General features: G+C 59.5%; 26 protein-coding genes. 18 read left to right on the top strand and 8 right to left on the bottom strand.

Annotated features, from left to right (window positions below; all coding sequences use genetic code 11):
* A complete protein-coding gene (locus FNU76_RS09355; RefSeq protein WP_144277955.1) occupies positions 1-705 on the top strand; it encodes an SPOR domain-containing protein in 705 nt (234 codons plus the stop codon).
* 49 nt (positions 706-754) lie between these two features.
* On the opposite strand, the gene trmB is transcribed toward FNU76_RS09355, so the two are convergent.
* The 7 genes from trmB to gmk form a co-directional block, all read right to left on the bottom strand.
* Positions 755-1,432 (bottom strand): tRNA (guanosine(46)-N7)-methyltransferase TrmB, encoded by a 678-nt coding sequence (trmB, locus tag FNU76_RS09350; protein WP_144277954.1) that lies wholly within the window; start codon positions 1,430-1,432, stop codon positions 755-757.
* 16 nt (positions 1,433-1,448) lie between these two features.
* Positions 1,449-2,231, bottom strand: coding sequence for a thiazole synthase (locus FNU76_RS09345; RefSeq protein WP_144277953.1), 783 nt, complete (start codon positions 2,229-2,231; stop codon positions 1,449-1,451).
* Positions 2,228-2,695: a GNAT family N-acetyltransferase gene (locus tag FNU76_RS09340; RefSeq protein WP_179958408.1), complete on the bottom strand. Its 468-nt coding sequence runs from the start codon at positions 2,693-2,695 to the stop codon at positions 2,228-2,230. The genes FNU76_RS09345 and FNU76_RS09340 overlap by 4 nt, the downstream gene beginning before the upstream one ends.
* A 7-nt stretch (positions 2,696-2,702) precedes the next feature.
* A complete protein-coding gene (gene thiS, locus FNU76_RS09335) occupies positions 2,703-2,906 on the bottom strand; it encodes a sulfur carrier protein ThiS (protein WP_144277951.1) in 204 nt (67 codons plus the stop codon).
* Positions 2,907-3,211: 305 nt separating this feature from the next.
* The gene (locus FNU76_RS09330) at positions 3,212-5,386 is read right to left on the bottom strand and encodes a RelA/SpoT family protein (protein ID WP_144277950.1); all 2,175 of its coding nucleotides are present in this window, start codon (positions 5,384-5,386) and stop codon (positions 3,212-3,214) included.
* Positions 5,387-5,560: 174 nt separating this feature from the next.
* A complete protein-coding gene (gene rpoZ / locus FNU76_RS09325) occupies positions 5,561-5,770 on the bottom strand; it encodes a DNA-directed RNA polymerase subunit omega (protein WP_144277949.1) in 210 nt (69 codons plus the stop codon).
* A gap of 59 nt (positions 5,771-5,829) precedes the next feature.
* On the bottom strand, positions 5,830-6,444 hold the full coding sequence (gene gmk / locus FNU76_RS09320) for a guanylate kinase (protein WP_144277948.1): 615 nt from the start codon (positions 6,442-6,444) through the stop codon (positions 5,830-5,832).
* 601 nt (positions 6,445-7,045) lie between these two features.
* Between gmk and kaiC the strand changes: the two genes are divergently transcribed.
* From kaiC to FNU76_RS09305, 3 genes are read left to right on the top strand one after another with little or no spacing between them, the layout of a single operon-like run.
* Positions 7,046-8,773, top strand: a complete 1,728-nt coding sequence (gene kaiC, locus FNU76_RS09315) for a circadian clock protein KaiC (RefSeq protein ID WP_144277947.1) — start codon at positions 7,046-7,048, stop codon at positions 8,771-8,773.
* 12 nt (positions 8,774-8,785) lie between these two features.
* Complete coding sequence (locus FNU76_RS09310; protein WP_144277946.1) at positions 8,786-9,079, top strand: circadian clock KaiB family protein; 294 nt, start codon at positions 8,786-8,788, stop codon at positions 9,077-9,079.
* Positions 9,080-9,108: 29 nt separating this feature from the next.
* Complete coding sequence (locus FNU76_RS09305; protein ID WP_144277945.1) at positions 9,109-11,790, top strand: EAL domain-containing protein; 2,682 nt, start codon at positions 9,109-9,111, stop codon at positions 11,788-11,790.
* A gap of 124 nt (positions 11,791-11,914) precedes the next feature.
* On the opposite strand, the gene FNU76_RS09300 is transcribed toward FNU76_RS09305, so the two are convergent.
* On the bottom strand, positions 11,915-12,781 hold the full coding sequence (locus FNU76_RS09300) for a YicC/YloC family endoribonuclease (RefSeq protein ID WP_144277944.1): 867 nt from the start codon (positions 12,779-12,781) through the stop codon (positions 11,915-11,917).
* Positions 12,782-12,925: 144 nt separating this feature from the next.
* On the opposite strand from FNU76_RS09300, the gene FNU76_RS09295 reads away from it, so the two are divergent.
* The 14 genes from FNU76_RS09295 to hemW all read left to right on the top strand — a co-directional run bounded on the left by FNU76_RS09295 (position 12,926) and on the right by hemW (position 24,290).
* Positions 12,926-13,906 (top strand): serine/threonine protein kinase, encoded by a 981-nt coding sequence (locus FNU76_RS09295; protein ID WP_144277943.1) that lies wholly within the window; start codon positions 12,926-12,928, stop codon positions 13,904-13,906.
* The gene (locus FNU76_RS09290) at positions 13,903-14,820 is read left to right on the top strand and encodes a PP2C family protein-serine/threonine phosphatase (RefSeq protein ID WP_144277942.1); all 918 of its coding nucleotides are present in this window, start codon (positions 13,903-13,905) and stop codon (positions 14,818-14,820) included. The genes FNU76_RS09295 and FNU76_RS09290 overlap by 4 nt, the downstream gene beginning before the upstream one ends.
* A gap of 109 nt (positions 14,821-14,929) precedes the next feature.
* Positions 14,930-15,646: a ribonuclease PH gene (gene rph / locus FNU76_RS09285; RefSeq protein ID WP_144277941.1), complete on the top strand. Its 717-nt coding sequence runs from the start codon at positions 14,930-14,932 to the stop codon at positions 15,644-15,646.
* A gap of 236 nt (positions 15,647-15,882) precedes the next feature.
* Positions 15,883-17,478 (top strand): hypothetical protein, encoded by a 1,596-nt coding sequence (locus FNU76_RS09280; RefSeq protein WP_144277940.1) that lies wholly within the window; start codon positions 15,883-15,885, stop codon positions 17,476-17,478.
* Between the two features lie 156 nt (positions 17,479-17,634).
* Positions 17,635-18,042 carry a MerR family transcriptional regulator gene (locus tag FNU76_RS09275; RefSeq protein WP_144277939.1) on the top strand — a complete coding sequence of 136 codons (408 nt, stop codon included), beginning with the start codon at positions 17,635-17,637 and terminating at the stop codon, positions 18,040-18,042.
* Between the two features lie 54 nt (positions 18,043-18,096).
* Positions 18,097-18,675, top strand: coding sequence for an NAD(P)H-dependent oxidoreductase (locus FNU76_RS09270; protein WP_144277938.1), 579 nt, complete (start codon positions 18,097-18,099; stop codon positions 18,673-18,675).
* Between the two features lie 95 nt (positions 18,676-18,770).
* Positions 18,771-19,145, top strand: coding sequence for an antitoxin Xre/MbcA/ParS toxin-binding domain-containing protein (locus tag FNU76_RS09265; protein ID WP_179958407.1), 375 nt, complete (start codon positions 18,771-18,773; stop codon positions 19,143-19,145).
* Entirely contained in the window at positions 19,123-19,827 is a 705-nt protein-coding gene (locus FNU76_RS09260; RefSeq protein WP_144277936.1) for an RES family NAD+ phosphorylase, read from the top strand. Before FNU76_RS09265 ends, FNU76_RS09260 begins: the two co-directional genes overlap by 23 nt.
* 132 nt (positions 19,828-19,959) lie before the next feature.
* The gene (gene dusA / locus FNU76_RS09255; RefSeq protein ID WP_144277935.1) at positions 19,960-20,982 is read left to right on the top strand and encodes a tRNA dihydrouridine(20/20a) synthase DusA; all 1,023 of its coding nucleotides are present in this window, start codon (positions 19,960-19,962) and stop codon (positions 20,980-20,982) included.
* Entirely contained in the window at positions 20,979-21,638 is a 660-nt protein-coding gene (locus FNU76_RS09250; protein WP_144277934.1) for a retropepsin-like aspartic protease family protein, read from the top strand. The genes dusA and FNU76_RS09250 overlap by 4 nt, the downstream gene beginning before the upstream one ends.
* Before the next feature lie 5 nt (positions 21,639-21,643).
* Positions 21,644-22,153 carry a hypothetical protein gene (locus FNU76_RS09245; protein ID WP_144277933.1) on the top strand — a complete coding sequence of 170 codons (510 nt, stop codon included), beginning with the start codon at positions 21,644-21,646 and terminating at the stop codon, positions 22,151-22,153.
* 5 nt (positions 22,154-22,158) lie between these two features.
* Positions 22,159-22,752: an RdgB/HAM1 family non-canonical purine NTP pyrophosphatase gene (gene rdgB, locus FNU76_RS09240; protein ID WP_144277932.1), complete on the top strand. Its 594-nt coding sequence runs from the start codon at positions 22,159-22,161 to the stop codon at positions 22,750-22,752.
* Positions 22,753-22,801: 49 nt separating this feature from the next.
* Complete coding sequence (locus tag FNU76_RS09235) at positions 22,802-23,014, top strand: hypothetical protein (protein ID WP_144277931.1); 213 nt, start codon at positions 22,802-22,804, stop codon at positions 23,012-23,014.
* Positions 23,015-23,066: 52 nt separating this feature from the next.
* Entirely contained in the window at positions 23,067-24,290 is a 1,224-nt protein-coding gene (gene hemW, locus FNU76_RS09230; protein WP_373279719.1) for a radical SAM family heme chaperone HemW, read from the top strand.
* Positions 24,291-24,308 lie beyond the last annotated feature (18 nt).

Below are 24,308 nucleotides of genomic sequence, written 5' to 3'. Positions count from 1 at the left end.
ATGAAGTGGCTGTTTATTCTGCTGGTCATCGCCAATCTGCTCTTCTATGGCTACACCAAACTGGCCGAGCCGCCCGCGCCCATCGATTGGAAGGCGCGCGAAGTCAAGGCGGATGCCTTGAAGACCGTCGGTAGCGAACCCAAGCCGGTGGTCGCCCAGTCGGAGGCCGATGCGACGGAAGCTGCCGCTGCGCCGGTGGCCCCGCCGGAAAAACCGGCCGACAGCACGGGCAAGCAGGCGCTGAGCTGTTTTGTCTGGCGCGGCATCCTGCCCGAGGATATGCCCAATGCCCGCAAGAAACTGGCTGCACTCAAGCTGGGTGGCGAAGTGAAGGTCGAAACCAGCGAGCCCGACACGCCCAAGCGTTACTGGGTGTTTATTCCGCCACGTCCGTCGGCCGAGGACGCGCAAAAGAAAGCCGAACAACTGAAGGCGATCGGGGTGGAGGATTTCTTCGTGGTCAGCGATGGATCCCGTTGGAACCATGCGATTTCGCTGGGGCTGTTCTCCAGCCAGGAGGCGGCGGAACGGCGGCTGGAAGGTGTGCGGCAGAAGGGGGTACGCACCGCCATCAGCCGTGAGCGGAACGAAGCAAGCGCCACCCGCAACCTGGTGCTGCGCCATATCGGCAAGCAGGCCCGCATGCCGCTGAGCGAAGCCGCTACCGGTTTCAAGGGCAGTACCGTGGTGGAAACCGGCTGTTAATAGCAAAGGGCGAGTATACGAGGCACTCGCCCTTTTTGCATGCCGGTACTCAGCGCTTGATAAACATCAAATCCCACACGCCATGGCCCAGGTTCAGGCCACGCTGCTCGAACTTGGTCAGCGGCCGCCATTCCGGGCGCGGAGCATAGCCGTCCGCGCTGTTGCGCAGGTCCGGGTTGGCGCTCAGCACCTCCAGCATCTGTGCCGCGTAATCTTCCCAGTCGGTCGCCATATGGATATAGGCGCCTGGCTTGAGGCGGCTGACGATATGGGCGAGGAAGGCCGGCTGCACCAGGCGGCGCTTGTGATGGCGCTTTTTCGGCCAGGGATCGGGGAAGTAGAGGTGGAAGCCGTCCAGGCTGTTCTCGCCCAGCATATGGGCCAGCACCTCGACTGCGTCGTGGCGGACAATGCGTATATTGTTCAGCTGCTTTTCTTCTATCAGCTTGAGCATATTACCCACGCCCGGACCATGAACCTCGATGCCGAGGAAGTCGGTATCCGGCCGCGCGGCGGCGATCTCGGCGGTGGCGCCGCCCATGCCGAAGCCGATTTCCAGCACCTTGGGTGCTTCACGGCCGAAGGCGGCTGCCAGGTCCAGCCGTTCATGGCGATATTCGACACCCCAGCGCGGCATGCCGTCTTCCATGGCTCGCGTCTGCGCCTCGGAAAAATGCCCCTGGCGCAGCACAAAGCTGCGGATATGGCGGTGTTGCGGATTTTCCATACTTAAAAACTTTCTGTCAGGCGATCATGCCGCTGGTAGGGGAGCTGGGGCTGGCGCTATAGAACTTGCGCGGCATACGGCCGGCCAGGAAGGCTTCGCGGCCGGCTTCCACGCCCTTTTTCATTGCGCTGGCCATCAGGATAGGGTCCTGCGCCAGGGCGATGGCGGTATTCATCAATACGCCATCACAGCCCAGTTCCATGGCGATGGCCGCATCGGAGGCGGTGCCGACACCGGCATCGACAATGACGGGTACCTTGCTCTGCTCAATGATCAGCTTGAGGTTCCAGGGGTTCAGGATGCCCATGCCCGAACCGATCAGGCTGGCCAGCGGCATGATGGCGCAACAGCCGATTTCTTCCAGCTGACGTGCCACGATGGGGTCGTCGGAGGTATAGACCATCACGTCGAAGCCATCCTTGACCAGCACCTCGGCCGCCTTGAGGGTATCGAGCACATTGGGGTAGAGGCTGTGCGGATCGCCCAGCACTTCCAGCTTCACCAGCTTGTGGCCATCCAGCAGTTCGCGCGCCAGGCGCAAGGTGCGAATGGCATCGTCGGCGGTATAGCAGCCGGCGGTATTGGGCAGATAGGTGAATTCGCTGGCGGGCAGGTAGTCGAGCAGGCTGGGCTGGCTGGCATCCTGGCCCAGATTGACCCGCCGAATGGCAACGGTGACGATCTCGGCGCCGGCCGCATCGATAGCGGCGCGGGTTTGTTGGAAATCGCGATATTTACCGGTGCCTACCAGCAGTCGGGAGCCAAAGTCGCGGCCGGCGATGGAAAGGGGCGAGTTCATAAGCTTGTCCGTGGCGAAAGAGTGGGGCGCTGTTTGGGCGCCATGATCAGGGTGGTGCAGTAATCGAGAAAGCCGACCGAGCGCCAGAAAGCGAGCGCCCGTTCATTACTGGTCAGCACATCGACGCTGAGCCGCTTGCCGTCCGGCCAGTACTCTTCGAACAGCACCGCCAGGGCACGCCGTCCCAGGCCCAGCCGGCGGCGGTTCTTGGCGACAAAGAACTGGCGCAGATAGATCGATGCGTTCTGTTCCCGATACAGCGCATAGGCGACGACCTCGCCCTCATGCTCGAAAAGTACCGCCGCATATTCGCCGCTGCTCAGCCAATCCAGCATGCGTGCCTTGATCTTGGCCGGCGTGGTGGCACCGCCGCTGGCGTCATCGCGTAACAATTCCAGATTTAGCTCGGTCAGTACCTCGGCGTCGAAAGGGGTGGCGCGACGGCTTTGCAGCTTGGCTTCCATGCTGGATCTACCCTCCGCCCACCGCAACGACGATTTCCAATTTGTCGCCAGCCGCCAAGGGCGTTTGCGCGTGCTGGCTGCGCGGAACGATGGCGCCATTCTGCTCGATGGCGATACGCCGGCCTTGGTGGCCGAGCTGTTCTATCAATTGGGCAAGGTTCAAGCCAGCCGGCAGCTGGCGAGACTCGCCGTTCAGGATGATGGTGATCACGGCAGGTCTGCGGATAAGAAGCTGACGGCAATTCTACCATTGCGCAGCGACGGATATATGGCAACGCACCGTTAGGAAGCTCTGCAGAAACCCACTAACGAGCGATAGCGAGGCTCCCTCGCGGCGGGTGCGTGGTTGTTGCCCCTTTAGGGGCATACAACCACGGCCTACTCTTTACGGGTGCGAGGGCGGGGGAGTGGGATAAAACAGCGAGGAATCGTCGATTTACCACGGTCCGTGAACACCCGGCTCCGCCGGGTGCTGATACAAACATCCAGGCTTCACCCTTGCTCAGAGCTTCCCCGTCAGGATTTGAGGCGGGTAATGCGGACCACGCTTTCCAGCGAGCGCAGTGTCTGCATTACCTGGGCCAGGTGCTGGCGGTTTTCCACCTGCACGGTAAAGCTGATCTCGATATAGCGATCGCCTTCCGCTTCGCTGTCCATTCGGACGTTTTCGATATTGGCGGCGGCATCCGAGATGGCGGCGGCGACCTGGGCCAGCACGCCGCGCTCGTGCATGGCCAGTACCTTGATCTGGACATCGAACAATTTGCCGGCCGGCACATCCCATTCCACTTCCAGCAGCTTGTCGGGATCGACCCGGCCCTGCCGGCCGACCGCCTGCGGGCAGTCGTGGGTATGGATGACCAGGCCTTGCCCCTGCTTGATGATGCCGATGATGGGGTCGCCGGGGATGGGATTGCAGCAGCGCGAGAATTGCACCGCCACGCCTTCGGTGCCACGGATGAGGATGGGACCGCTCTTGGCCTCGCCTTCGGCCAGAAGGCCGGACAGGATCAGCAGGCGCTGTCCCACCACGACGCCCAGGCGCTTGCCCAGGCCAATGTCGGACAGGATCTCGTCGCGCCGCGATGGCGCGTTTTCGCGCAGATAGCGTTCCCAGCCTTCGGCCGGCACCTCGGTGCTCTGGTTGATCAATGCCCGCACCGCCTGGTTCAGCATACGCTCGCCCAGCTGCACCGATTCCTCGTAGCGCATGGTCTTGAGGAAGTGGCGGATATGCGAGCGGGCCTTGCCGGTCACCACGAAATTGAGCCAATTCGGATTGGGGCGAGCCGTGGTCGCGGTAATGATTTCGACCTGGTCGCCGGTCTTCAAGGCCGTGCGCAAGGGCATCAAATCGTAGTTGATGCGGGCGGCGATGCAGCAATTGCCCACGTCGGAGTGTACGGCATAGGCGAAATCGACCGCGGTGGCGCCCTGCGGCAAGGTGAAGATCTTGCCCTTGGGGGTAAAGACATATACTTCGCCGGGAAACAGGTCGACCTTGATATGTTCCAGGAATTCGATGGAATCGCCCGACATGGATTGGATCTCGAGCAGCGACTGCAGCCACTGGTGCGTCTTGCTCTGCACGTCGCTGACGCCGTCGTCGCCCGATTTGTACATCCAGTGCGAGGCCACCCCCGCCTGCGCCACCTTGTGCATATCGTGGGTGCGCACCTGCACCTCGATCGGCGTGCCGTACGGGCCGGAAAGCGCCGTATGCAGGCTTTGGTAGCCGTTAGGCTTGGGTATGGCGATGTAGTCCTTGAAAGTGCCGGGGCGGGGCTTGTAGAGGCCGTGCAGCGCGCCTAGCACCAGGTAGCAGGTCGAGACGTCGCGGACGATCACGCGGAAGCCGTAGATATCCAGTACCTCGGAGAAGCTCAGGTGCTTTTCCTGCATTTTGCGATAGATGCTGGCCAGGTGTTTCTCGCGGCCATAGACCGTGGCTTCGATCTGCGTATCGGCCAGCTTGTGCTTGATCGCTTCCAGGATCTTGCTGACCACCTCGCGCCGATTGCCGCGGGCCGATTTGAGCGCCTTGCCCAATACCTCGTAGCGCATCGGATGCAGGTAGCGGAAGCTCCAGTCTTCCAGCTCCTGGTAGATGGCGTGCAGGCCGATGCGGTTGGCGATGGGCGCGTAGATCTCCAGCGTTTCGGCGGCAATGCGCTTTTGCTTGTCCTCGCGCATATGGTCCAGCGTGCGCATATTGTGCAAACGGTCCGCCAGCTTGACCAGGATAACGCGGACATCGCGCGCCATGGCCATCAGCATCTTGCGGAAGTTTTCCGCCTGCGCTTCTTCCTTGCTCTGGAACTCCAGTTTTTCCAGCTTGGAAAGGCCGTCCACCAGTTCGGCGATCGGCTTGCCGAAGCGGTCGGTCAGCTCCAGCTTGGTCACGCCGGTGTCTTCCATGGTGTCGTGCAGGAAGGCAGCCATCAGCGCCTGGGCGTCGAGATGGTGATCGGCCAGGATATCGGCCACCGCCAAGGGGTGGGTGATATAAGGCTCGCCGCTCTTGCGGAACTGGGATTTATGGCATTCGGCGCTGAACTTGAAGGCGGCCAGCAGCTGCGGCAGGTCTTCCGGTTTCAGGTAGCCGGCCACCTTGGCGAACAGGGTGTTCGCGTCCCGCGCCAATTGCACGGCGTATTCATCGGGAACGGGGAGGTCGGCGGCGTCGAGCATGGTGTGGGTATAACATGAAAAACACTTGGCTAGCCCCACCGAAAAAACAGGGGCCCCCTCGTGAAGGCGGGATTTAACGCGCGATCGAGCCCCGGAGTGGGTACGCGCGATATTTCGATACGGCCAGAGGCAAAAAAGCGGGCTGAGCCCGCTTTCTGTTCTGCAATCGCCAGCCTAGCTGCGGGCGCGGTGCAGGATTTCGACGCCGACCTTGCCCGCCGCCATTTCGCGCAGGGCCAGTACCGTGGGTTTGTCGCGGCCGGCGGTTTCCACCAGCGGCGAGGAGCCGTTGGCCAGTTGGCGGGCGCGGTAGGCGGCCGCCAGGGTCAGGTCGAAGCGGTTGGGGATACGTTCAATGATGTCTTCTACGGTGATACGGGCCATGGTCATTTACTCCGGTGTAACGGCCGGCATGGCAGCCGGCGCGCATAGGGTTGGGTAACTCAGCCCTTGAGGCTGGTGATCAGTGCCTGGTGGCGCTCGCTCTGCGCCGCCAAGCGGCAGCGTTCGGCGCGGACGATGCCGATAATGTCGCGGACGGCCTGGTCGATATGTTCATTGACGATCACATAGTCGAATTCCTCGACCCGCGAGATTTCTTCGCGGGCGTTGGCCAGGCGCCGAACGATGGCGTCTTCGCTCTCGGTACCGCGGTTACGCAGGCGCTGCTCCAGGATGTCGCCCGAGGGCGGCAGGATAAAGATGCCGACGGCTTCCTTGAACAGCCGCCGCACCTGCTGGGCGCCCTGCACATCGATCTCCAACAGGATATCGAGGCCGCTGGCCATGGAATCGGTAATCCATTTCTGCGACGTACCGTACAGATTGCCGTGTACCTCGGCGTGTTCGAGGAACTCGCCACGGTTCACCCTGGCGAGGAAATCCTCGCGGCTGACGAAATGGTAGTCACGGCCGTCCTGCTCACCTTCGCGCGGGGCGCGGCTGGTGAAGGAAACCGACAGCTGTACCTTTGCGTCGGCCGCCAGCAGGGCATGCACCAATGTGGCCTTGCCGGCGCCCGAGGGGCCGGCGACGACGAAAAGCTTGCCTTTGCTCATGGGTATATCTCGTTCTCAAACGATTTCACGGCAGCGTAACACATTGGCCGCCGTATATCAGCGGCGGATTATTCGATGTTCTGTACTTGAATACTACATTGGTCGCGTAAGTATTAGATTTATATGGAAAATTGTGGAGTGTCCGTGAATTCGCCTCACGATTTTCCCCGAGAAATACATGGTCTGCCGTGAGGGTGGACTTCCCCGTGAACGGTAGGCATCTGGCACGGGTCGCCGAAGTTGCAGCCCGGCTCCAGCGTCTCGGGACGCAGCCTTTGCAAGTGGGTTGGGGCCGTGACATCCGCCAACAGCGAGAAGCAGGCGGTAGACCTGATCGAGGCGAGACCAGAGATCCTGCGCCTTCGTGCGCAATCGCGCGGAAATGCACAATGTCTAATTTGGTGATCTATAGTGGTAAAAACGCATGTGATAATTATATTCAGGGAATATTGGCGCATCGCTATATTCCTCGTTGGTGTTTCTGCATCCTCTCTGCCTATCCATTTGGGGGGAATTCATCTGGCACCCCATTGAAATCGCTGTAGCGTGTTCGCGCCAAAGATGCCGGCGGCTGTTGCGGTTCACCAGAGAAGGATCTGCCATGAAGCGAGCGTCTTCGTCGCCCCCGATAGTCGCAAAGGCATTGACTGGCGTCACTGGCCTGAATGAAATGACTGGGGGCGGATTGCCGAGCGGACGAACGACCTTGCTCGCAGGCGGGCCCGGTTCCGGAAAAACGATCTTGTCCTTGCAGTTCCTGGTGCATGGCGCCCGCCATTGTGACGAACCAGGCATATTCGTCGCTTACGAGGAAGCATCGTCGCGCATTCTTGCCAACGCCGACGGATTTGGCTGGAAACTGACGCAGTTACAGGCAGAGAACAAACTTTATTTTGTCGACGCGCAGCCTCCCCCCGATCTGGTGCTCGCCGGGGCCTTCGACCTGAGCGGCATGCTCGCCGCACTGGAGGGGCAGGCCGAGGCCATGAAGGCGAAACGCATCGTCATCGACGCGATCGACATCGTGCTTGCGCTGTTGCCGGACGACGTCTCGAGGCGACGCGAAATTTGCCGGTTGCACGATTGGCTTATCCAACATGAATTGACGGCAATTTTAACGGCCAAGAGCGGCGGCTACGAAGCGGGTAGCTTGATGCCGCAGTCATTCGGTTTCATGCAATTCATGGTGGATTGCTCCATCCTTTTGAACCACAGCGTGGTAATGGGCGTCTCGCAACGCAATCTGCGGGTGCAGAAATTCCGCGGTTCGGCCTTCGACGAAGACGAGGCGCCATTTTTGATCAGCAAGCGCGGCTTCGAGGTGGCCGTCGCGCGCACGCTGGGGCGCGTCGATGCCAATGTCACCAACGAACGCGTCTCGAGTGGCGTTGCGCGGCTCGATGCCATGCTTGGCGGCGGCTACTTCCGCGGCGCCAGCGTACTTATCACGGGTTTCCCAGGCACAGCCAAGACCACGCTAAGCGGCGCATTCGCGGAAGAGGCTTGTCGTCGTGGCGAACGCACCATGTTCCTCAGCTTTGATTCGGACGGCTCGGAGGTGGTTCGCAATCTCTCATCGGTCGGCATCCGGCTGCAGCCCTACGTCGATAACGGTACCCTGAGCATTATCTCGGCCCGCACCATCTCCGGCAGTGCGGAGACTTACCTCGTGCGCATCAAGGTTTTGGCGGAAGAACACCAGGCACGCTGCCTGGTCATCGATCCGGTTTCGACACTGTCTAAAACGGGCAATGAACTGACGGCGCACAGCGTGGCCGAGCGCCTGATCGACTGGTCCAAGTCACGGGGCACGACGCTTGTGTGCACCAGTTTGCTCGCTGATATGGGCAGCCAGTCCGAGGGTGGCTCTCCGCTGCAGATTTCAACCCTGGCCGACACCTGGATCCATCTCAACTACCTGGTCCAGGCCGGCGAGCGCAACCGCGGTATTTCGATCATCAAGTCGCGTGGCACTGCGCACTCGAACCAGGTGCGCGAACTTATGCTCAGCGATACCGGCGTTACCCTGGCCGACGCCTATACGGCAGGTGGCGAGGTCTTGATGGGCACTTTGCGCTGGGAAAAAGAGAGTGCCGAGCGGGTGTCTATCGAATTGGCGGAAATGGCTGCCAAGCTCAAGCACGTCAGGCTCGACGCCGAAGAGGCCGAACTGGAGGTGCGCCTCAAGTCCTTGCAGACGGAACTGGTCGCCAAGCAGGTTGAGAAAGCGTTGCTGACGCGCACGAGCGAAAGCCAGGAGCGCGAACTGGCGCTCGGACGCGGCCGAATGGCCGAGATGCGCGGGGCGGACCCCGCCCATCCGCAATAGGAGGAGGCAAATATGAATCGCACCGATATTTTCCAGTTTCGCCTGTATGTGGCGGGCGAGGCGCAGAACTCCGTCCAAGCCAGGGTCAATCTGCATTCCTTGTGCGAAACCCATTTGGCGAAGCGTTACGAGATCGAAGTGATCGATGTGTTCCGCGAGCAAAAGCGGGCGCTTGACGACAGCGTTTTCATGACGCCGACCTTGCTCAAACTGGCACCACCAATCACCCGCAGGATTGTGGGGACCCTCAGCCAGACCGATGACGTGCTGCTGGCCCTGGGCGTCGATCCGGCCTTCGCGCCGTGAGGTAGAGCCGGCGCCACAGGAGAAAAGCGATGGATGTGAGCCAGCTAATCGCAGCCCTGCAAGCAAACGTGGAGCAACTGGAACAGCTGACCGGTGGCCAAATCGATGCGATCACGGATCAGCAAGGCCGGCCCTTTCTTTTGCAACGCGCCCAGGAGCAAATGCGCCGGAACGAGGCGGCGCAGCGCAACGCCATGCTCAATGCGCTGCCCGCGCATATCGCGATGCTCGACCGCGATGGCATCATCATGTCCGTCAACGATGCCTGGCGCTCCTGCGCCAGGATGTCAGCCGTTCAAGCTCCCGGCCACGAAGTTGGAAAAAATTATCTGCAGCTGTGTGAACAGGAAGGGGGGGAGGGCGCCGCTGAAGCAAAAGTGATCGCGGCCGGCATTCGGGCCGTGCTGCGTGGCCAGACGCCCAATTGCAGCTTCGAGTACGCTTGCATGTCGCAGGACGTGCACTTCTGCTTCTTGCTGACGGTTACACCTCTAGCGGCACTGTCGGGCCATGGCGCGGTTGTCATGCACATGGACATCACCGAGCGCAAGCGCGGCGAGGAAGAGTTGCGTCGTTTCCGTACCGCGATGGATTGCACCGCCGATGCCATCTTTCTGATTCGTCGCGCCAGCATGCGCTTCGTCGAAGTCAATGCGACCGCCTGCACCATGCTGGGCTATACGCGCGACGAACTGCTGCAACTCGGGCCGGTGCCTATCAGCACCGCCCAGCCGGTCCAGCACGCGGCCCTATACGACAGGCTCACTGAAAAGGGGGGCAATGAATGCGGCGAAATCCAGTTGCGCCGCAAGGATGGCTCATTGCTGCAAGTCGAGATTCATCGTCAGGCATTGCAGTCAGGTCCTGACTGGATCATCGTCGGGGTCGTACGCGACATTACCGAGCGCAGGCAGGCACAACAGCAGTTGCAGCACCTGGCCCATCACGACGGCCTCACCGGGCTACCCAACCGCACCCTTTTTTACGACATTCTCACGAAAATGTTGGAGCAGGCCGAACAGAACGGCTGGGTGATCGCCGTACTGTTTCTCGATCTCGACAACTTCAAGTCGGTTAACGATACCTTGGGCCATTCCTTCGGTGATGAGCTCCTGGTCCAGTTCAGCAATCGGCTGCTGGAATGCGTCCGTGTGCGCGACGCCGTCGGACGACTTGGCGGGGATGAGTTCGCGGTGGTTGTCTTGATAAAGGAGGGTCCAAACACTGCCGCGGCCGTGGCGAACAAGATTCGCGATTTGTTGCGCGCGCCGTTCACCTTGGGTGGGCACGAGGTGCGTGTGACGGCAAGTATTGGCATCACGATGTACCCGGCCGACGCGTCGTTGCCCGACGAACTGATCAAGTACGCGGACACGGCGATGTACCGGGCCAAACAGGCCGGACGCGATACTTTTCGCTTCTTCACCGCGCAGATGAATACCGATGTGCTGAACCGGCTGGAACTGGAAGTTGCGTTGCGCAAGGCGTTTGAAAATGAAGAGTTTGTCCTGCACTACCAGCCAAAGGTGCTGCTTGCCAGTGGTCGGATCACCGGCCTCGAAGCGTTGCTGCGTTGGGAGCGGCCAGGTCACGGACTCGTGTCGCCGGCGCTCTTCATTCCGATGCTCGAAGAGACCGGGCTGATCGTAGGTGTCGGGAGTTGGGTGATCGCCACAGCGTGTCGTCAGATCGGGCAGTGGCTGCAATCGCCGATCGGCGCTGTGAGCGTGTCGGTCAATGTTGCAGGGCGCCAGTTCCTTGAGGGGGACGTTCAATCCGATGTTGTTACCGCGCTAGAGGTCAATGGCGTGCCAGCGGAACTGCTGGAACTGGAACTGACCGAAAGTTCGATGATGGCCAACGTCGAAAAGACCATAAGCACCTTGCAAAGTCTGAAGCGGCTCGGTGTGAAAATTTCCATCGATGACTTTGGAACCGGCTACTCGAGTTTGGCCTACCTGCGCCGCTTCCCGATTGACATGCTAAAGATCGATATCGCGTTCATCCGGGAGGTAACGAGTAATCCGGATGACGCTGCCATCGCACTCGCCATTCTCAGCATGGCCCATAGTCTGAAGCTTCAGGTGGTTGCTGAAGGTGTGGAAACGTCCGCCCAGGTGGCATTTCTGATACGCCATCACTGCGATCAAATCCAAGGGTATTTCTTCAGTCGACCATTGGCGGCGTCGGCCGTGGAACAACTGCTGCTGGAGGATTTGCGCCTTCGGCTGCCACCTGGACCTCTGCCACAGAAGACCCTGCTGCTGGTCGATGACGACCCCAATATCCTGTCGTCATTGCACCGTCTGCTGCGCGCCGATGGCTACCGCATTCTTTGTGCCGGCTCGGCGGCTGAAGGTTTTGAACTGTTGGCACAGCACGCTGTGCAAGTGATCCTGTGCGACCAACGCATGCCGAACATGAACGGCACCGAATTCCTCGATCGCGTTAAGGAAATATATCCAGACACTTTCCGCATCATCCTGTCCGGCTATACCGATCTGGAAACCATCGTGCAGGCTGTCAACCACAGCGCGATTTACCGCTTCTTCACCAAACCGTGGGACAGCAATGTCCTGCGCAAGGAGTTGCGCGCCGCATTTCAGCACTACTGCCTGCTATATGACGTCGTACTTTCCGGCGTTGATGGCGCCCTTCCCGACGCGCCGATTGAAGCACCGGGAAGTGCAATACGGCACCAGCCAAGATGAGCGTTTGGACTGTATGCGTAAACCGCGTCTGCCGTACCATGTTACAAGACGCTCTCATCGGGTCCAAGCGACTACAGGTCGGTCAATCTAGGATTTAGTTCAAGCATGTTGTATGGCTTAAACCCTACTCCAGATTCTGGACCTGTTCGCGCATCTGTTCGATCAGGACCTTCAGCTCCAAGGAGGCCTGCGAGGTTTCCACCGCGACCGACTTCGAGCCGAGGGTATTGGCTTCGCGGTGCAATTCCTGCATCAGGAAGTCCAGTCGCTTGCCTACCGCGCCGCCGGTTTTCAGGATGCGGCGCAATTCCAGCAGGTGGGTGCTCAGGCGGGTCAGTTCTTCCGCTACGTCGATCTTCTGGGCGAACAGTGCGACTTCCTGGCGTACCCGGTCATCGTCGGCGCTGCCCAGGGCTTCGAGCAGGCGCTGCTTGAGTTTTTCGTCATAGGCGGCCACGATGGCAGGCAGGCGCGGTTGTACTTCGGCAACAATGATCTCGATCTTGGCGATGCGCTCCAGCATGGACTCCGCCAGCTTGCCGCCTTCGCGGCCGCGCGTGGCGGAGAAATCGGCCAGCGCCAGTTCGAGCAGTTCCATGGCGGTCTGCTGCATGGTTTCCGGGGTGATCGAATCGGTCGCCAGCACGCCGGGCCAGCGCAGCAGTTCGCCCATTTTCAGATCGCCGGCTTGCGGAGCGATTTGGCGAGCCTGGTTCGCCAGGGCCGCCAATTGGGTCAGCAATTCGGTGTTGAGCTGTAATTTGGTCTGGGCTTCATTGCGGGCGGAAAAGCCGATCCGGCAGTCCAGCTTGCCGCGCGACACCCGTCCGGCCAGCTTTTCGCGGATCAGATTCTCGATTTGCCGCAGCTCTTCCGGCAGGCGTAGATTGAGGTCGAGGAAGCGATGGTTTACCGCGCGAAGCTCGACGCTGAGCAGGCCGCCAGCTAGTTCTCGCGTGGCGACGGCATAGCCGGTCATACTTAGTATCATGGGAGCTCCAGGCAGAAGATTTCGAGCGCGCTTTGACTTTGTCGCGGCCCAAAACCACAATTCGGTGGAACAACCCGCATGTCATTAACAAGTACGGGCTGAAATCAGGCCCGAATTTTAGCACACCGCGTCAAGACGCCCCCGATGCCACCACCCAGCAATTTCCCGCTAGCACGCGGTTACCAGCTGCTCAACTACACCATCGTCAAGCAATTGTCGGCCGGTGGGTTCTCGATCGTCTATCTGGCCCATGACGAGCACGACCAGCCGGTAGCCATCAAGGAATACCTGCCCAATGCGCTGGCACTACGCAGCGAGGGGGAGCGGGTGATGGCGACCTCGGCAGACAATCTGGCCCTGTTCCGGCACGGCATGAAGTGCTTCTTTGAAGAGGGGAAGACCCTGGCGCAGATCCGCCACCCCAATATCGTCAAGGTGGTGAACTTCTTCCGGGCCAATGAAACGGTCTACATGGTGATGGAGTATGAGCGAGGCCGGACCCTGCAAAAGGAAATCCAGCTGACCGATGGTGGCGTGAAGGAGAATTTGATTCTCTACGTGTTTGCCCACCTGTTGAACGGCTTGCGCGAGGTGCATTTGAATAAGATGCTGCACCTCGATATCAAGCCCGCCAATCTCTATATCCGCCGCGATGGCTCGCCGGTGCTGCTCGACTTCGGCTCGGCACGCGATGCCCTCAGCCCTTCCATCAATAAATTCACCCCCATGTACACGCCGGGGTTCGCCTCGCCTGAGCAATACGCCGATCGCGACAAGCTAGGCCCGTGGAGCGATATCTACAGCGTGGGCGCCAGTATTTTCGCCTGTATGAGCGGACTTGCGCCGCAGGCGGCCGATCAGCGCGCCAAGGAAGACAAGTACCAGTCGGTCAAGAAGATGTGGGCCGGCCGCTATTCGGAAAGCCTGCTTGAGCTGGTGGACTGGTGCCTGATGCTGGACCCGCTGGCACGCCCGCAGAGCGTGCGCGATGTGCAGAAGGCGCTGGTCCAGACGGCCAATGAGCCACAAGCCAAGCCCAGCCGCTTTGCCGGTATCAAGGGGAGCCTGGCACGTTTCAGCCGCATGGAAATCAAGCTGGGTGGTGGTAAAGGAGAAAGAAAATGAAATTCACCATATTCCAGGAAACCCGACAGGGCGCGCGGCAATATAACCAAGACCGCATGTGCTATTCCTATAGCCGCGATTCGCTGCTGATGGTGGTGGCCGACGGAATGGGTGGTCATCTGCACGGTGAAGTGGCGGCACAGATCACCGTTGAATTGTTGGCCGAACTGTTCCAGAAGAAGGCCAGGCCGACCATACAGAATCCGCATCAGTTTATCGCCGACGGCTGCATGAAGTGCCACGACGCGATCTTCAATTACGCCGCCAACCATAGCCTGCTGGAGACGCCGCGCACCACCGTGGTGGCGGCCATCGTGCAGGACGGGGTGCTGTATTGGGCCCATGTGGGCGATTCCCGCATGTACCTGGTCCGCAACAGCCAGGTGGTCGCCCGTACCCGCGATCATTCCAAGGTCCAGCAGATGGTGGACATGGGGCGTCTGTCCGCCGCCGAGGCCGAACGGCACCCTGAGAAGAACAAGATCTACAACTGCCTGGGTTCGATGTTCCCGCCCGAGGTGGAAATCGGCGGCAAGATGCCGTTGATGGATGGCGATACCGTGCTGCTGTGCACCGACGGCATGTGGGGTGGGGTCACCCAGGGCGAGCTGGAGCAGATGCTGACCGGTTACCCGGTGCTCTATGCCTTGCCGCAATTGCTGGACCGGGCCGAAGTACGAGGCGGTACCCATTGCGACAATCTCACCGGCGTGGGCATCAACTGGCACGAGGAAGACGACGTCGCATCCGGCGATAGCCTCTCCACCCGCAAGCTGACCGACGGCGAGGTCACCACCCGTCTCAATACCCTGGCATCCGATAAGGCCTTGAAAGAAAGCAAGGAAGTGACCGAGGCGGATATCGAAGCGGCCATCAACGAAATCCAGAACGCCATCAACAAGTACTCCCGTTAAGGCAAGTACCGGCCGCATCGCGCGGCCGGACCCGCCACCCGGCCGGCCCGTTCGCGACCGGCCCGCTCCATGCCGATTCGGTACCACACCCCATATACAAGGACACCCCATGCGCCCATCAGGCCGCCAGCCCCAGCAACTTCGCCCTGTCGTGATCACCCGCCATTTCACCCGTCACGCCGAGGGTTCCGTCCTGATCGAGATGGGCGATACCAAGGTTATTTGCACCGCCTCGGTGGAAGAAAGCGTGCCGCCCTTTCTCAAGGGCAAGGGCGAAGGCTGGGTGACCGCCGAGTACGGCATGCTGCCCCGCTCCACCAATAGCCGCATGAAGCGCGAAGCGGCCGGTGGCAAGCAAAGCGGCCGTACCCAGGAAATCCAGCGCCTGATCGGCCGTAGCCTGCGCGCCGTGGTTGATCTCAAAGCCTTGGGCGAACGCCAGATCAGCATCGATTGCGATGTGATCCAGGCGGATGGCGGCACCCGCTGCGCCAGCATCACGGGCGCTTTTGTCGCGCTGCAAGATGCCATCGCCGGTTTGATCGCCAGCGGCAAGCTGGCAAGCAACCCTATCCGCGAACATGTCGCGGCCGTCTCGGTCGGCATGGTGCAGGGACAGCCGGTGCTCGACCTGGACTACCTCGAAGATAGCGGCTGCGATACCGATATGAACGTCGTGATGACTGCTGCCGGCGGCTTTGTCGAACTGCAAGGTACCGCCGAAGGCGAGGCGTTCAGCCGTGCGGAAATGAATGCACTGTTGGACCTGGCCGATGCCGGTATCTGTGAGCTGATCGCCGCGCAGCGCAAGGCCTTGGCGGCATAAGCGCTTTGCCGGCCAGGGTGTCGGTTCCATCGGGATATATGCGCCGCCCATCCGGGTTGGACGAGGCCGTTGCCGGCCCTCGTCGGCGCATGCGCCATGTCTTCGAAGCCGGCTCGTTTTCCAGTGCAAGAAACAAATAAATAGGTATTTTTCGAAAGACGGATTCTCTGCTTTATTCTTAACTAATAGATTGGAATATTATTGGCCAATTTAATAGTATAGGAAATCGTCAAGACATGCCCTGCACAACGCTCAGAACCTATGCAAGAGCATTTGAAAGCCCCGCTGAATTGCATATTGCGGCGGGGCGCTGTGAAAATTCAACCGCCAGGAAAATTGTCAAGGGAATCGTCGGAATTATTACCCTTGGCATTGGGTATGGCGTTATAAAATTATACGAATACAGCAAGTCTCGGGATAAGATCCATGAATTTTGCGACAATGCAATGCTGATTCATGATGCATTGAACGATGCATATAAAAGCAATGACTCTGTCGCAAGAATTCGTCTAAATGGCAAAGAAATTACATTCACCCAGGTAGGTGCTAATATCGCGATAACGGATGGCGAAAACAAGGAGAAGCTAAAAGGCATCGATTTTCGGGGCGTGTGTAAAAAAATCCTTGATGATGTCAGCCGGGCGCCTGGGCCATACGTGAATTTCTCGGGTTCGATAAATGAAAAGCGAGCGCTTGGAAGCATCGGTATATTGAGTCTTGGCATTGACTACGGTGCAATTTGGCTGTGCTCGGAATCTGCTGGCATGACCAAAGCGCAAAAAGATGTGTTTTGCGAATATGCGCTATCCATCCATAAAGATTTATATCTGGCGGCATGCAATGAAAAATCCCGAGTAGAAATCAGTTTGGCGAATCATGAGAAAATTACTTTCACCGAGGTAAATGGTGGCGTCATGGTGAAAAGTAGCGAAGGAAAGAAGATAGGGTTGAAAGGTGCAAGCTTCGAGAGTATCTGCAAAAAGCTCAGCGCTGGTTTTCTTGAGAAGGATTTATCAACAGGGCGGCCGTCGGAGTGCCACGGGCTGTTCATTGGCCAGGAGGAATTGTATGGAGAAAATTGCGAGAAAAGAAATGAGTACATGGGGAGGTTTGTGGAAGTCAATCGCTGCTTCGCCGAATCATTGGATGATACCATTGAGAAATTTAAATTAGATGTGCCGCGCACTGCGCTGGAAATAGAGGGGGTCATAAAAGATACATTTGAATATTTTCGGTCCCTTTCGGAGGCCGAACAAGGAAATGCATTGGGCGAGGTAGCAGGCCCCGCTTCCGACGTCTTGGCAGTTTGCTTGGACCAACAATGCTCGCCTCCAGCAGCGATGGAAAAAAGGGAGGTTGACAAGGATGCGGGTAAATACTGTATAGATCTGATTTCGGATAAAGGAAAATTTAAAACCGAAGATATTCTCACCAAAATATTGGAGAAGTGTCCATGCATAACAGATTATCAACTACGCATGCTGATGATTCTGGCTTGCCAGGCGGGCATGACAATCTTGCTGGACGCGGGTTCCTATGTTGATGAAAGATTCGCGACGGTGGCATCTGACGATGGTATTACGTATAGCGTAAAGGTAAAAGTAAGGGCGGATGGAAGAATATTCGTTGCAACAAGTTATGAAAATCGTATCCGTGACGGCGAAGAATATAAGCTGCAGGAGGCGGCGAAAAATAACCTTAGTCGCACGTTGCAAGCCGAGGCCAGCTATATAATTGGCCCGGAAAGCGTTGAATGTACCTCCAGTAAATTTTACCGCGAAGCTCCACCACCCTTGGCGCCCTTCGTCAGATCGCTTGATTTGATTGCTTGAATCGAGCAGGTTCGGGCTGCACGGGTGGTGAGACATTCCGATCACGCTGACGCTGAAGCTTTGTGCAGCTGGGCATGCCAAAAACGGTGCCTCACGCACTATCGAAACTTGACCATCTTTCCCGCCAGAGCCGGAAGACATACAACGAAAGCCAGCATGTTCATTGGAGCCATCTCCAAATTGACGGACGCCTCGCCCAAGGCAATACGTCACTACGAAGCACTCGGTCTGCTCGGCAAGGTGGGGCGTGCCGGCGTCTATCGCATCTATTCGGACGCGAACGTCGAGCAGGTACGGCTGATCAAGCAGGCTCAGGCACTAGGCTTTCGCCTGTCCGAGTTGGGTACGGTGCTTTCGGACGCGGCGCCCGCGCCCGACTGGCAGGGCTTTTTACGGCAGATCGCCGACAAGCGGCGCGCGATTGCAGCCGAGATCGCCAGCTTGCAGGCCGTCGATCTGCAACTGGGCCGCATTGGCGACGAAATCGCCGCCTGTCTCGATAGCCAATCCGGCCACGCACACTGCGATCCTGCCGTCGCTGCCACGCCCAAGCCACCCGCTTGACTCTGTCCCTGGGGGCAAGGCTTAGCCTGCAGCTTTTACCGAGGAGCAGGGCAAATGGGCAAACGGGTATTGGTGGTACTGGGTCATCCTGGCAAGGAGAGTTTTTGTGCGGCCTTGGCCGCGACCTATGCCGCGGCGGCAAGCGAAGCCGGCCATGAGGTCAGACTGCTGCGCCTGGATGCCCTGCAATTCGACCCCATCCTGCACGAGGGCTATCAACGCATACAGGCACTCGAACCCGATCTAAAGGAGGCGCAGGCCGCCATCGTGTGGGCACAGCACCTATGCGTGGTCTATCCAATCTGGTGGGGCGGTGTGCCTGCCTTGCTGAAAGGCTTCCTGGACCGCGTCCTGCTGCCCGGCTTCGCCTTCAGGTACCGGGCCGGTTCGGCTTTCCCGGAGCAATTGCTGAAAGGGCGGACCGCCCATATGCTGGTCACGATGGATACGCCGCCCTGGTATTTCAAGTGGGTCTATCGCATGCCGGCCATCGAACAGATGCGCCGCACCACGCTGGAGTTTTGCGGCATCAAGCCGGTCCGGGTGCATACGGTCGGGCCGCTATTGAAATCCAAACCGGCGCAACGCGATGCCTGGCTTACAAGGGCGGCGGTCGCCGCGAGGCAAATCTAGGGAGGGATGTGTCATTTGACGGGTGACAATGATATTCTTTGCATGTGAATGAAATGGAGGCTCATTTTCGAGCACTCGCTTTTGGGGCCATTTACATGAGTACAAGAGCAAAAGTAGCGTTAGACAAGGCTCAAGTTTTAACGGAAGCGACACTTGCTGCCGCGGAAAAGCTTACGGTGAAGCAAGCTGATCTGGCTGCAATTTTGGGGGTGTCCAGCTCCACCGTGAGCCGTTTGGCGGCTGGTAAGATGACCCTGGAAGGGGATAGGCCGGTAGTCGATTCGGCTGCGACGTTTGTGCTCGTTTATCGCTCGCTGGCTTCCATACTTGGCAGCAACCTGGAACATATGAAAGCATGGCTGACGACCTATAACACCGACTTGGCGTCGGTTCCATTGAAACTCATGCTCCGCCCATCCGGGCTGCATCAAGTTCGGGGGTATTTGGATGCCTATCGCGGCCGTTGTTAACGCTCGTCATCGCCAGCTCCAGTCATGGCGTTCCGTTGAATCCCAGCAGCAGGGAGCAACGCTTGCCTTGGTGGGAAACGACCTGCGGAAACAGCAGCTGCTTGAGGAGTTGCTTGACTTGGCCAAACCGCCGTTGCCGGAAGGGTTTGCAGAGGCAGAGAAGCTGCACTATCTACTCTTCAGCCCATTTCGCTACTGTGCCTCTCGCTATGGCACGCGTTTCGGCAGACCCTTCTCTGCGGGGATTTTCTATGGAGCGGACGCCAAAGAGACGGCCATGGCTGAAACCGGTTATTGGAACAGCCGGTTTGCTCACGCTTCGGAAGGGCTAAGGAGCAAGAGTCAGGCGCTACGGCGGACGTTATTTAAAGTCGTGCTAAAAGGGGCCGCACTGGATTTACGTAAACCCCCTTACGATGCAGATCCGCAAAGGTGGATGAGCGCTGGCGACTATGCAGATACTTGGGCGATAGGAGATGCGGTTCGGGCTGAAGGCGCCATCGATTTGGTGCAGTACAGCTCGGTAAGGGCCCCTCTGCATGGCGGATGCGTAGCGGTATTTAACCCGCGGGCGTTTGCGGAACCGAATCCTATCGAGACGGAGGAATGGGATCTGTACACGGAAGGCAGTATCGCCGTGTTTATTCGAGGTTCGCAGAGAGAAGTATTCGACTTCAACTAGCGGCGATGGACAGCGGCCCCTCTGGACCCGCGCGCCTGGGTAACTTCATTGTAAACTAGCGCCCTCCTTCTTCACTCGCACTGGCCGGATATGTGTGGGTTTGGCCATCCCCTTGCCGGCATAGTAAGCACCATGAATACCGCGATACAGCAAGACCTACCCGCAACCCCCAGCCCCCGCCGCGTCTGCCTGGCACCCATGCTGGACTGGACGGACCGTCACTACCGGTTCTTTCTGCGGCAGATCACGCGCCATACCTTTCTCTATACCGAGATGGTCACCACCGGCGCCATCATCCATGGCGACCGTAGCCGCTTCCTGGATTTTTCCGATTGCGAGCAACCGGTGGCGCTGCAACTGGGCGGGTGCGATCCGGCCGACCTGGCCACTTGCGCCAAGCTGGCGGAGCAGTGGGGTTACGACGAGGTCAATATCAATGTCGGCTGCCCGTCGGAACGGGTGCAGTCGGGGGCCTTCGGGGCTTGCCTGATGGATGAGCCCGGCCTGGTGGCGGATTGCGTCAAGGCCATGCGCGATGCGGTGGGGATAGATGTGACGGTCAAGCATCGCATTGGCATCAATGAAGTAGAGCACTACGAGTACCTGCGCGATTTCGTCGGCACGGTCGCCGATGCCGGTTGCGAGGTATTTATCGCCCACGCCCGCAATGCCATTCTCAAGGGCTTGAGTCCCAAGGAAAATCGCGAGATTCCGCCGCTCAAGTACGATTACGTGCACCGCTTGAAGCGCGACTTCCCTCGGTTGGAAATCATCATCAACGGTGGCATCGATAACTGGCAGACGGTGGATGAGCAGCTACAGCACGTCGATGGCGTGATGATAGGTCGCATGGCCTATCACGATCCCTACCAGTTCGCCGAGGTGGATGCCCGCTATTACGGCGATGGCAGGCCGGTCAGCAGCCGCGTCGAGGTGGCGCGGGCGATGATGCCGTATATCGCCGAGCGCATGGCGACCAGCCGCACGTTGCCCAAGCATGTGGTGCGGCATATTCTGGGGCTGTTCCAGGGCCAGTACGGCGCCCGCAATTGGCGGCGCCTGCTGTCCGACAGCAAGATACTGAACGGCGCCGGTCCGGAAGTGATCGAATTGGCGCTGGCCGAATTGGAATCCAAGATAAAGGTTGCCGAATGAAAACCGCTGTCTGCATGGCTGGCGTCCTTGCATTGTTGCTGAGCCAGGCAGCCCTGGCGGCGGAGCCGGTATTGTTGGCTACCATGGGCAGCAAGGCGTCGGTTTCCTTCGGCGGCAAGCCGATTACCCTCGGTGTGGGGGAGACTCGTGAGGGCGTCAAACTGGTTTCGGTGACGATGGAGTCGGCGGTGTTCGAGTCGGGCGGCAAGCGCAGCACCGTGCGGCTGGGACAGGGTTTCTTCGCCGCGAGCGTCGGCAATGGCAAGGATGCGACTGCCGGTTCCAGCAATACCGCTACGCTGTATGCGGGACGCGGCGGTCATTTCATGGCGCAGATCAGCTCGCGGGGCATTGCCCTGCAGGGGATCATCGATACCGGCGCCACCTATCTGTCGCTATCCGGTCCGGATGCGGTGACCCTGGGGGTCAAGCAGGACCGCAGCAGGCCGGTGCGCATGTCTACGGCGCAGGGTATCAAGAAAGCCTGGTTGACCACAGCGGACGAAATCAAACTGGAAGGCATTACGCTCTACAACGTCAGCGTGGTGGTGAGCGACGGTGATTTTCCGGAAAAGCCGTTGATTGGCATGAGCATGCTCAGTCAGTTGACGATTCAAAATGATGGGGATCGCATGATCCTTAAGAAGAAGTATTGAGCGATATGAAAAGAACCGATGCCTTACGCCAGATGGTGATCTGGCCGCCGGCCCTGCTGGGCCTGATGGTATTGGCGCTGCCGGGCTGGTACCTGGTCAGTCAGGCCGCGCCCACCTGGCTGATGGCCAGTTACGCGGTGGTCGGCGTGGTGCTGGTCTGGTGGTTTGCGCCGCGCATGGGTTACCAGCTATGGCGGGATGGCGATGCGCTGTGCTGGCGCTGGGGTTTTCTGCATCACGATATCGTGCGCCGGCTCCCGCTGGCCGAGATCGCCGCCGTCGAGGTGGGCAGCCTGCCCGATCAGCCTACCCGGCCGCTGCGCAGCGTGGCGGGTGCCGAAGTACATGGCGGCAACTTTACCCCGGCGCTCAATCGCGGTGTCAAGTTGACCACGCAGGACGGCCGGATGATCTGGTTCGGTCTGCCCCAGCCGGAAAAATTCGCCGACGCCCTGCGGCTGGCGGTCGCCGAAACGCGTACCGTGCCGCAGCAAGCGGCGGCAGGACAGGAATGAATACGATGAATAGACTGGTTCTCGCCAGCAATAACGCCGGCAAGCTGAAGGAATTCCAGCGGCTGTTCGCACCGCTGGCCATTGAACTGATTCCGCAGGGGCAGTTGGGTGTGCCGGAAGCAGAAGAACCGCACTGCACTTTCATAGAGAATGCCCTGCTGAAGGCACGCCATGCGGCGGCGGCAACGGGGCTGCCGGCGCTGGCAGACGATTCCGGTATCTGCGTGCCGGCACTGGGCGGTGCGCCTGGCGTCTACTCGGCCCGCTATGCCGGCGAGCCGAAATCGGACCAGCGCAATAACGACAAGCTCTTGGCCGAATTGGCCAGCCATGCGGATAGGCGGGCGTTCTACTACGCGGTGCTGGTGCTGGTGCGCCATGCCGACGATCCCCGCCCGCTGATCGCCGAAGGACGCCTGGATGGCAGGATTCTCGAACAGGCACGCGGCGACGGCGGCTTCGGCTACGATCCGCTGTTCCTGATCCCCGCCCTGGGCAAGACAGCCGCCGAGTTGAGCCCGGCGGAAAAGAATCCCATCAGCCATCGCGGTTTGGCCCTCGCCAATTTGTTGGCCAAATTGACCGAGGACGAGGCCTAGGACCGCGAGGATGTGTGGCGACGCCGTTTCCCACTCTGAAAGGACAGCAATGAGCAAATGGCCCAAATGGCAAAAGGATGACGGCTCGGTGGTGAGCTGCTTCGAAAAGGTCAAGGTAATGGAAGAAAACCTCAACGAGATCCGCCAGCTGGCGCAAGATGCGCTGGAAGACGGCATCCTGATGGAAGTATCGGAAGCACAGATGCGCGTCGCCCTGCATGCCATGGTGGATGAGCTGCACAATCCCTACCGCAAGCCGTGAAAGAAGTTGCCATGTTGTCGCGTAAGCCCGGCCCGCCTGCGAGCCGGTCATGATTCCCATTCATCCCCATACCAGCTATCGGCCGGTCGCGGTGGCGCCGCCAGGCCGTGGCGCATGGCAGCTCAATGCGCTGCCGCCCTTGTCCCTGTATATCCATTTCCCCTGGTGCGTGCGTAAATGCCCGTATTGCGATTTCAATTCGCATGAGTCCAAGGGAGGCTTTGACGAGGCCGCCTATATCGCGGCGCTGTTGACCGATCTGGAGCAGGGTCTGCCGCTTATCTGGGGCCGGCCCATCCATACCATCTTCATGGGTGGCGGTACGCCCAGCCTGTTCTCGGCCGAAGCCATGGATAGCCTGCTGGCGGGTATTCGCGCCCGTACCAAGCTGCTGCCCGATGCGGAGATCACCCTGGAGGCCAATCCGGGCACGGTGGAAGCGGACAAGTTCCGTGGCTATCGGGCGGCGGGCATCAACCGGCTCTCCATCGGTATCCAGAGCTTCAATCCCGAACATCTGGCCGCCATCGGCCGTATCCATGACGGCGAGGAAGCGCGCCGGGCGGCTGCGCTGGCCGGCGAGGTATTCGATACCTTCAACCTGGACCTGATGTTTGCCCTGCCTGGACAAAGCATCGAGCAGGCGCTGGCCGATGTGGAGACGGCGCTGTCGTTTTCGCCGACGCATCTGAGCTGCTACCACCTGACCCTGGAACCCAATACCTATTTCTACCGCTATCCGCCGGCCTTGCCGGACGACGACACGGCGGCGGACATGCATGACGCCATCGAGGCGCGGCTGGCTGCGGCCGGCTTCGTGCATTACGAGACATCGGCCTTCGCCCGGCCCGGCCATCAGGCCAGGCACAATCTGAATTACTGGCAATTCGGTGATTATCTCGGCATCGGCGCGGGTGCGCATGGCAAGCTGAGTTTTCATGACCGCATCGTGCGGCAGGCGCGCTACAAGCAGCCGGCCGCCTATCTGAAGGCCGTGGCGGACGGCAACGCCGTGCAGACGGAAGAGACGGTCGGCCACGACGATCTGCCCTTTGAATTCATGCTCAATGCCTTGCGATTGACGGAAGGCGTGCCGACCGCGTTCTATAGTGAACGGACCGGCTTGCCGCTTGCCACCGTTGCCGCCCGCCTGGAGGCGGCGGTAAAGGCGGGTCTGCTGGAAGCCGATCCGATGCGGCTGGCGCCGTCCCTGCTGGGCCAACGCTATCTGAATCGGCTACAGACGCTGTTTCTGCCGGACGGTACGCCAGGCTAAGGCCGTAGCGATACGGCA

It is taken from the genome of Chitinimonas arctica, assembly GCF_007431345.1.
GTDB lineage: Bacteria > Pseudomonadota > Gammaproteobacteria > Burkholderiales > Chitinimonadaceae > Chitinimonas > Chitinimonas arctica.
Note: the sequence above shows the minus strand (reverse complement) of the source record. Positions and strands in the feature narration are given on the sequence as shown.

Excerpts from the sequence above, each read along its gene's own strand:
- FNU76_RS09355 (WP_144277955.1), top strand. The coding sequence starts at position 1 with ATGAAGTGGCTGTTTATTCTGCTGGTCATCGCCAATCTGCTCTTCTAT.
- trmB (WP_144277954.1), bottom strand. The coding sequence starts at position 1,432 with ATGGAAAATCCGCAACACCGCCATATCCGCAGCTTTGTGCTGCGCCAG.
- FNU76_RS09345 (WP_144277953.1), bottom strand. The coding sequence starts at position 2,231 with ATGAACTCGCCCCTTTCCATCGCCGGCCGCGACTTTGGCTCCCGACTG.
- FNU76_RS09340 (WP_179958408.1), bottom strand. The coding sequence starts at position 2,695 with ATGGAAGCCAAGCTGCAAAGCCGTCGCGCCACCCCTTTCGACGCCGAG.
- FNU76_RS09330 (WP_144277950.1), bottom strand. The coding sequence starts at position 5,386 with ATGCTCGACGCCGCCGACCTCCCCGTTCCCGATGAATACGCCGTGCAA.
- rpoZ (WP_144277949.1), bottom strand. The coding sequence starts at position 5,770 with ATGGCCCGTATCACCGTAGAAGACATCATTGAACGTATCCCCAACCGC.
- gmk (WP_144277948.1), bottom strand. The coding sequence starts at position 6,444 with ATGAGCAAAGGCAAGCTTTTCGTCGTCGCCGGCCCCTCGGGCGCCGGC.
- kaiC (WP_144277947.1), top strand. The coding sequence starts at position 7,046 with ATGAAGCGAGCGTCTTCGTCGCCCCCGATAGTCGCAAAGGCATTGACT.
- FNU76_RS09310 (WP_144277946.1), top strand. The coding sequence starts at position 8,786 with ATGAATCGCACCGATATTTTCCAGTTTCGCCTGTATGTGGCGGGCGAG.
- FNU76_RS09305 (WP_144277945.1), top strand. The coding sequence starts at position 9,109 with ATGGATGTGAGCCAGCTAATCGCAGCCCTGCAAGCAAACGTGGAGCAA.
- FNU76_RS09300 (WP_144277944.1), bottom strand. The coding sequence starts at position 12,781 with ATGATACTAAGTATGACCGGCTATGCCGTCGCCACGCGAGAACTAGCT.
- FNU76_RS09295 (WP_144277943.1), top strand. The coding sequence starts at position 12,926 with ATGCCACCACCCAGCAATTTCCCGCTAGCACGCGGTTACCAGCTGCTC.
- FNU76_RS09290 (WP_144277942.1), top strand. The coding sequence starts at position 13,903 with ATGAAATTCACCATATTCCAGGAAACCCGACAGGGCGCGCGGCAATAT.
- rph (WP_144277941.1), top strand. The coding sequence starts at position 14,930 with ATGCGCCCATCAGGCCGCCAGCCCCAGCAACTTCGCCCTGTCGTGATC.
- FNU76_RS09280 (WP_144277940.1), top strand. The coding sequence starts at position 15,883 with ATGCCCTGCACAACGCTCAGAACCTATGCAAGAGCATTTGAAAGCCCC.
- FNU76_RS09275 (WP_144277939.1), top strand. The coding sequence starts at position 17,635 with ATGTTCATTGGAGCCATCTCCAAATTGACGGACGCCTCGCCCAAGGCA.
- FNU76_RS09270 (WP_144277938.1), top strand. The coding sequence starts at position 18,097 with ATGGGCAAACGGGTATTGGTGGTACTGGGTCATCCTGGCAAGGAGAGT.
- FNU76_RS09265 (WP_179958407.1), top strand. The coding sequence starts at position 18,771 with ATGAGTACAAGAGCAAAAGTAGCGTTAGACAAGGCTCAAGTTTTAACG.
- FNU76_RS09260 (WP_144277936.1), top strand. The coding sequence starts at position 19,123 with ATGCCTATCGCGGCCGTTGTTAACGCTCGTCATCGCCAGCTCCAGTCA.
- dusA (WP_144277935.1), top strand. The coding sequence starts at position 19,960 with ATGAATACCGCGATACAGCAAGACCTACCCGCAACCCCCAGCCCCCGC.
- FNU76_RS09250 (WP_144277934.1), top strand. The coding sequence starts at position 20,979 with ATGAAAACCGCTGTCTGCATGGCTGGCGTCCTTGCATTGTTGCTGAGC.
- FNU76_RS09245 (WP_144277933.1), top strand. The coding sequence starts at position 21,644 with ATGAAAAGAACCGATGCCTTACGCCAGATGGTGATCTGGCCGCCGGCC.
- rdgB (WP_144277932.1), top strand. The coding sequence starts at position 22,159 with ATGAATAGACTGGTTCTCGCCAGCAATAACGCCGGCAAGCTGAAGGAA.
- FNU76_RS09235 (WP_144277931.1), top strand. The coding sequence starts at position 22,802 with ATGAGCAAATGGCCCAAATGGCAAAAGGATGACGGCTCGGTGGTGAGC.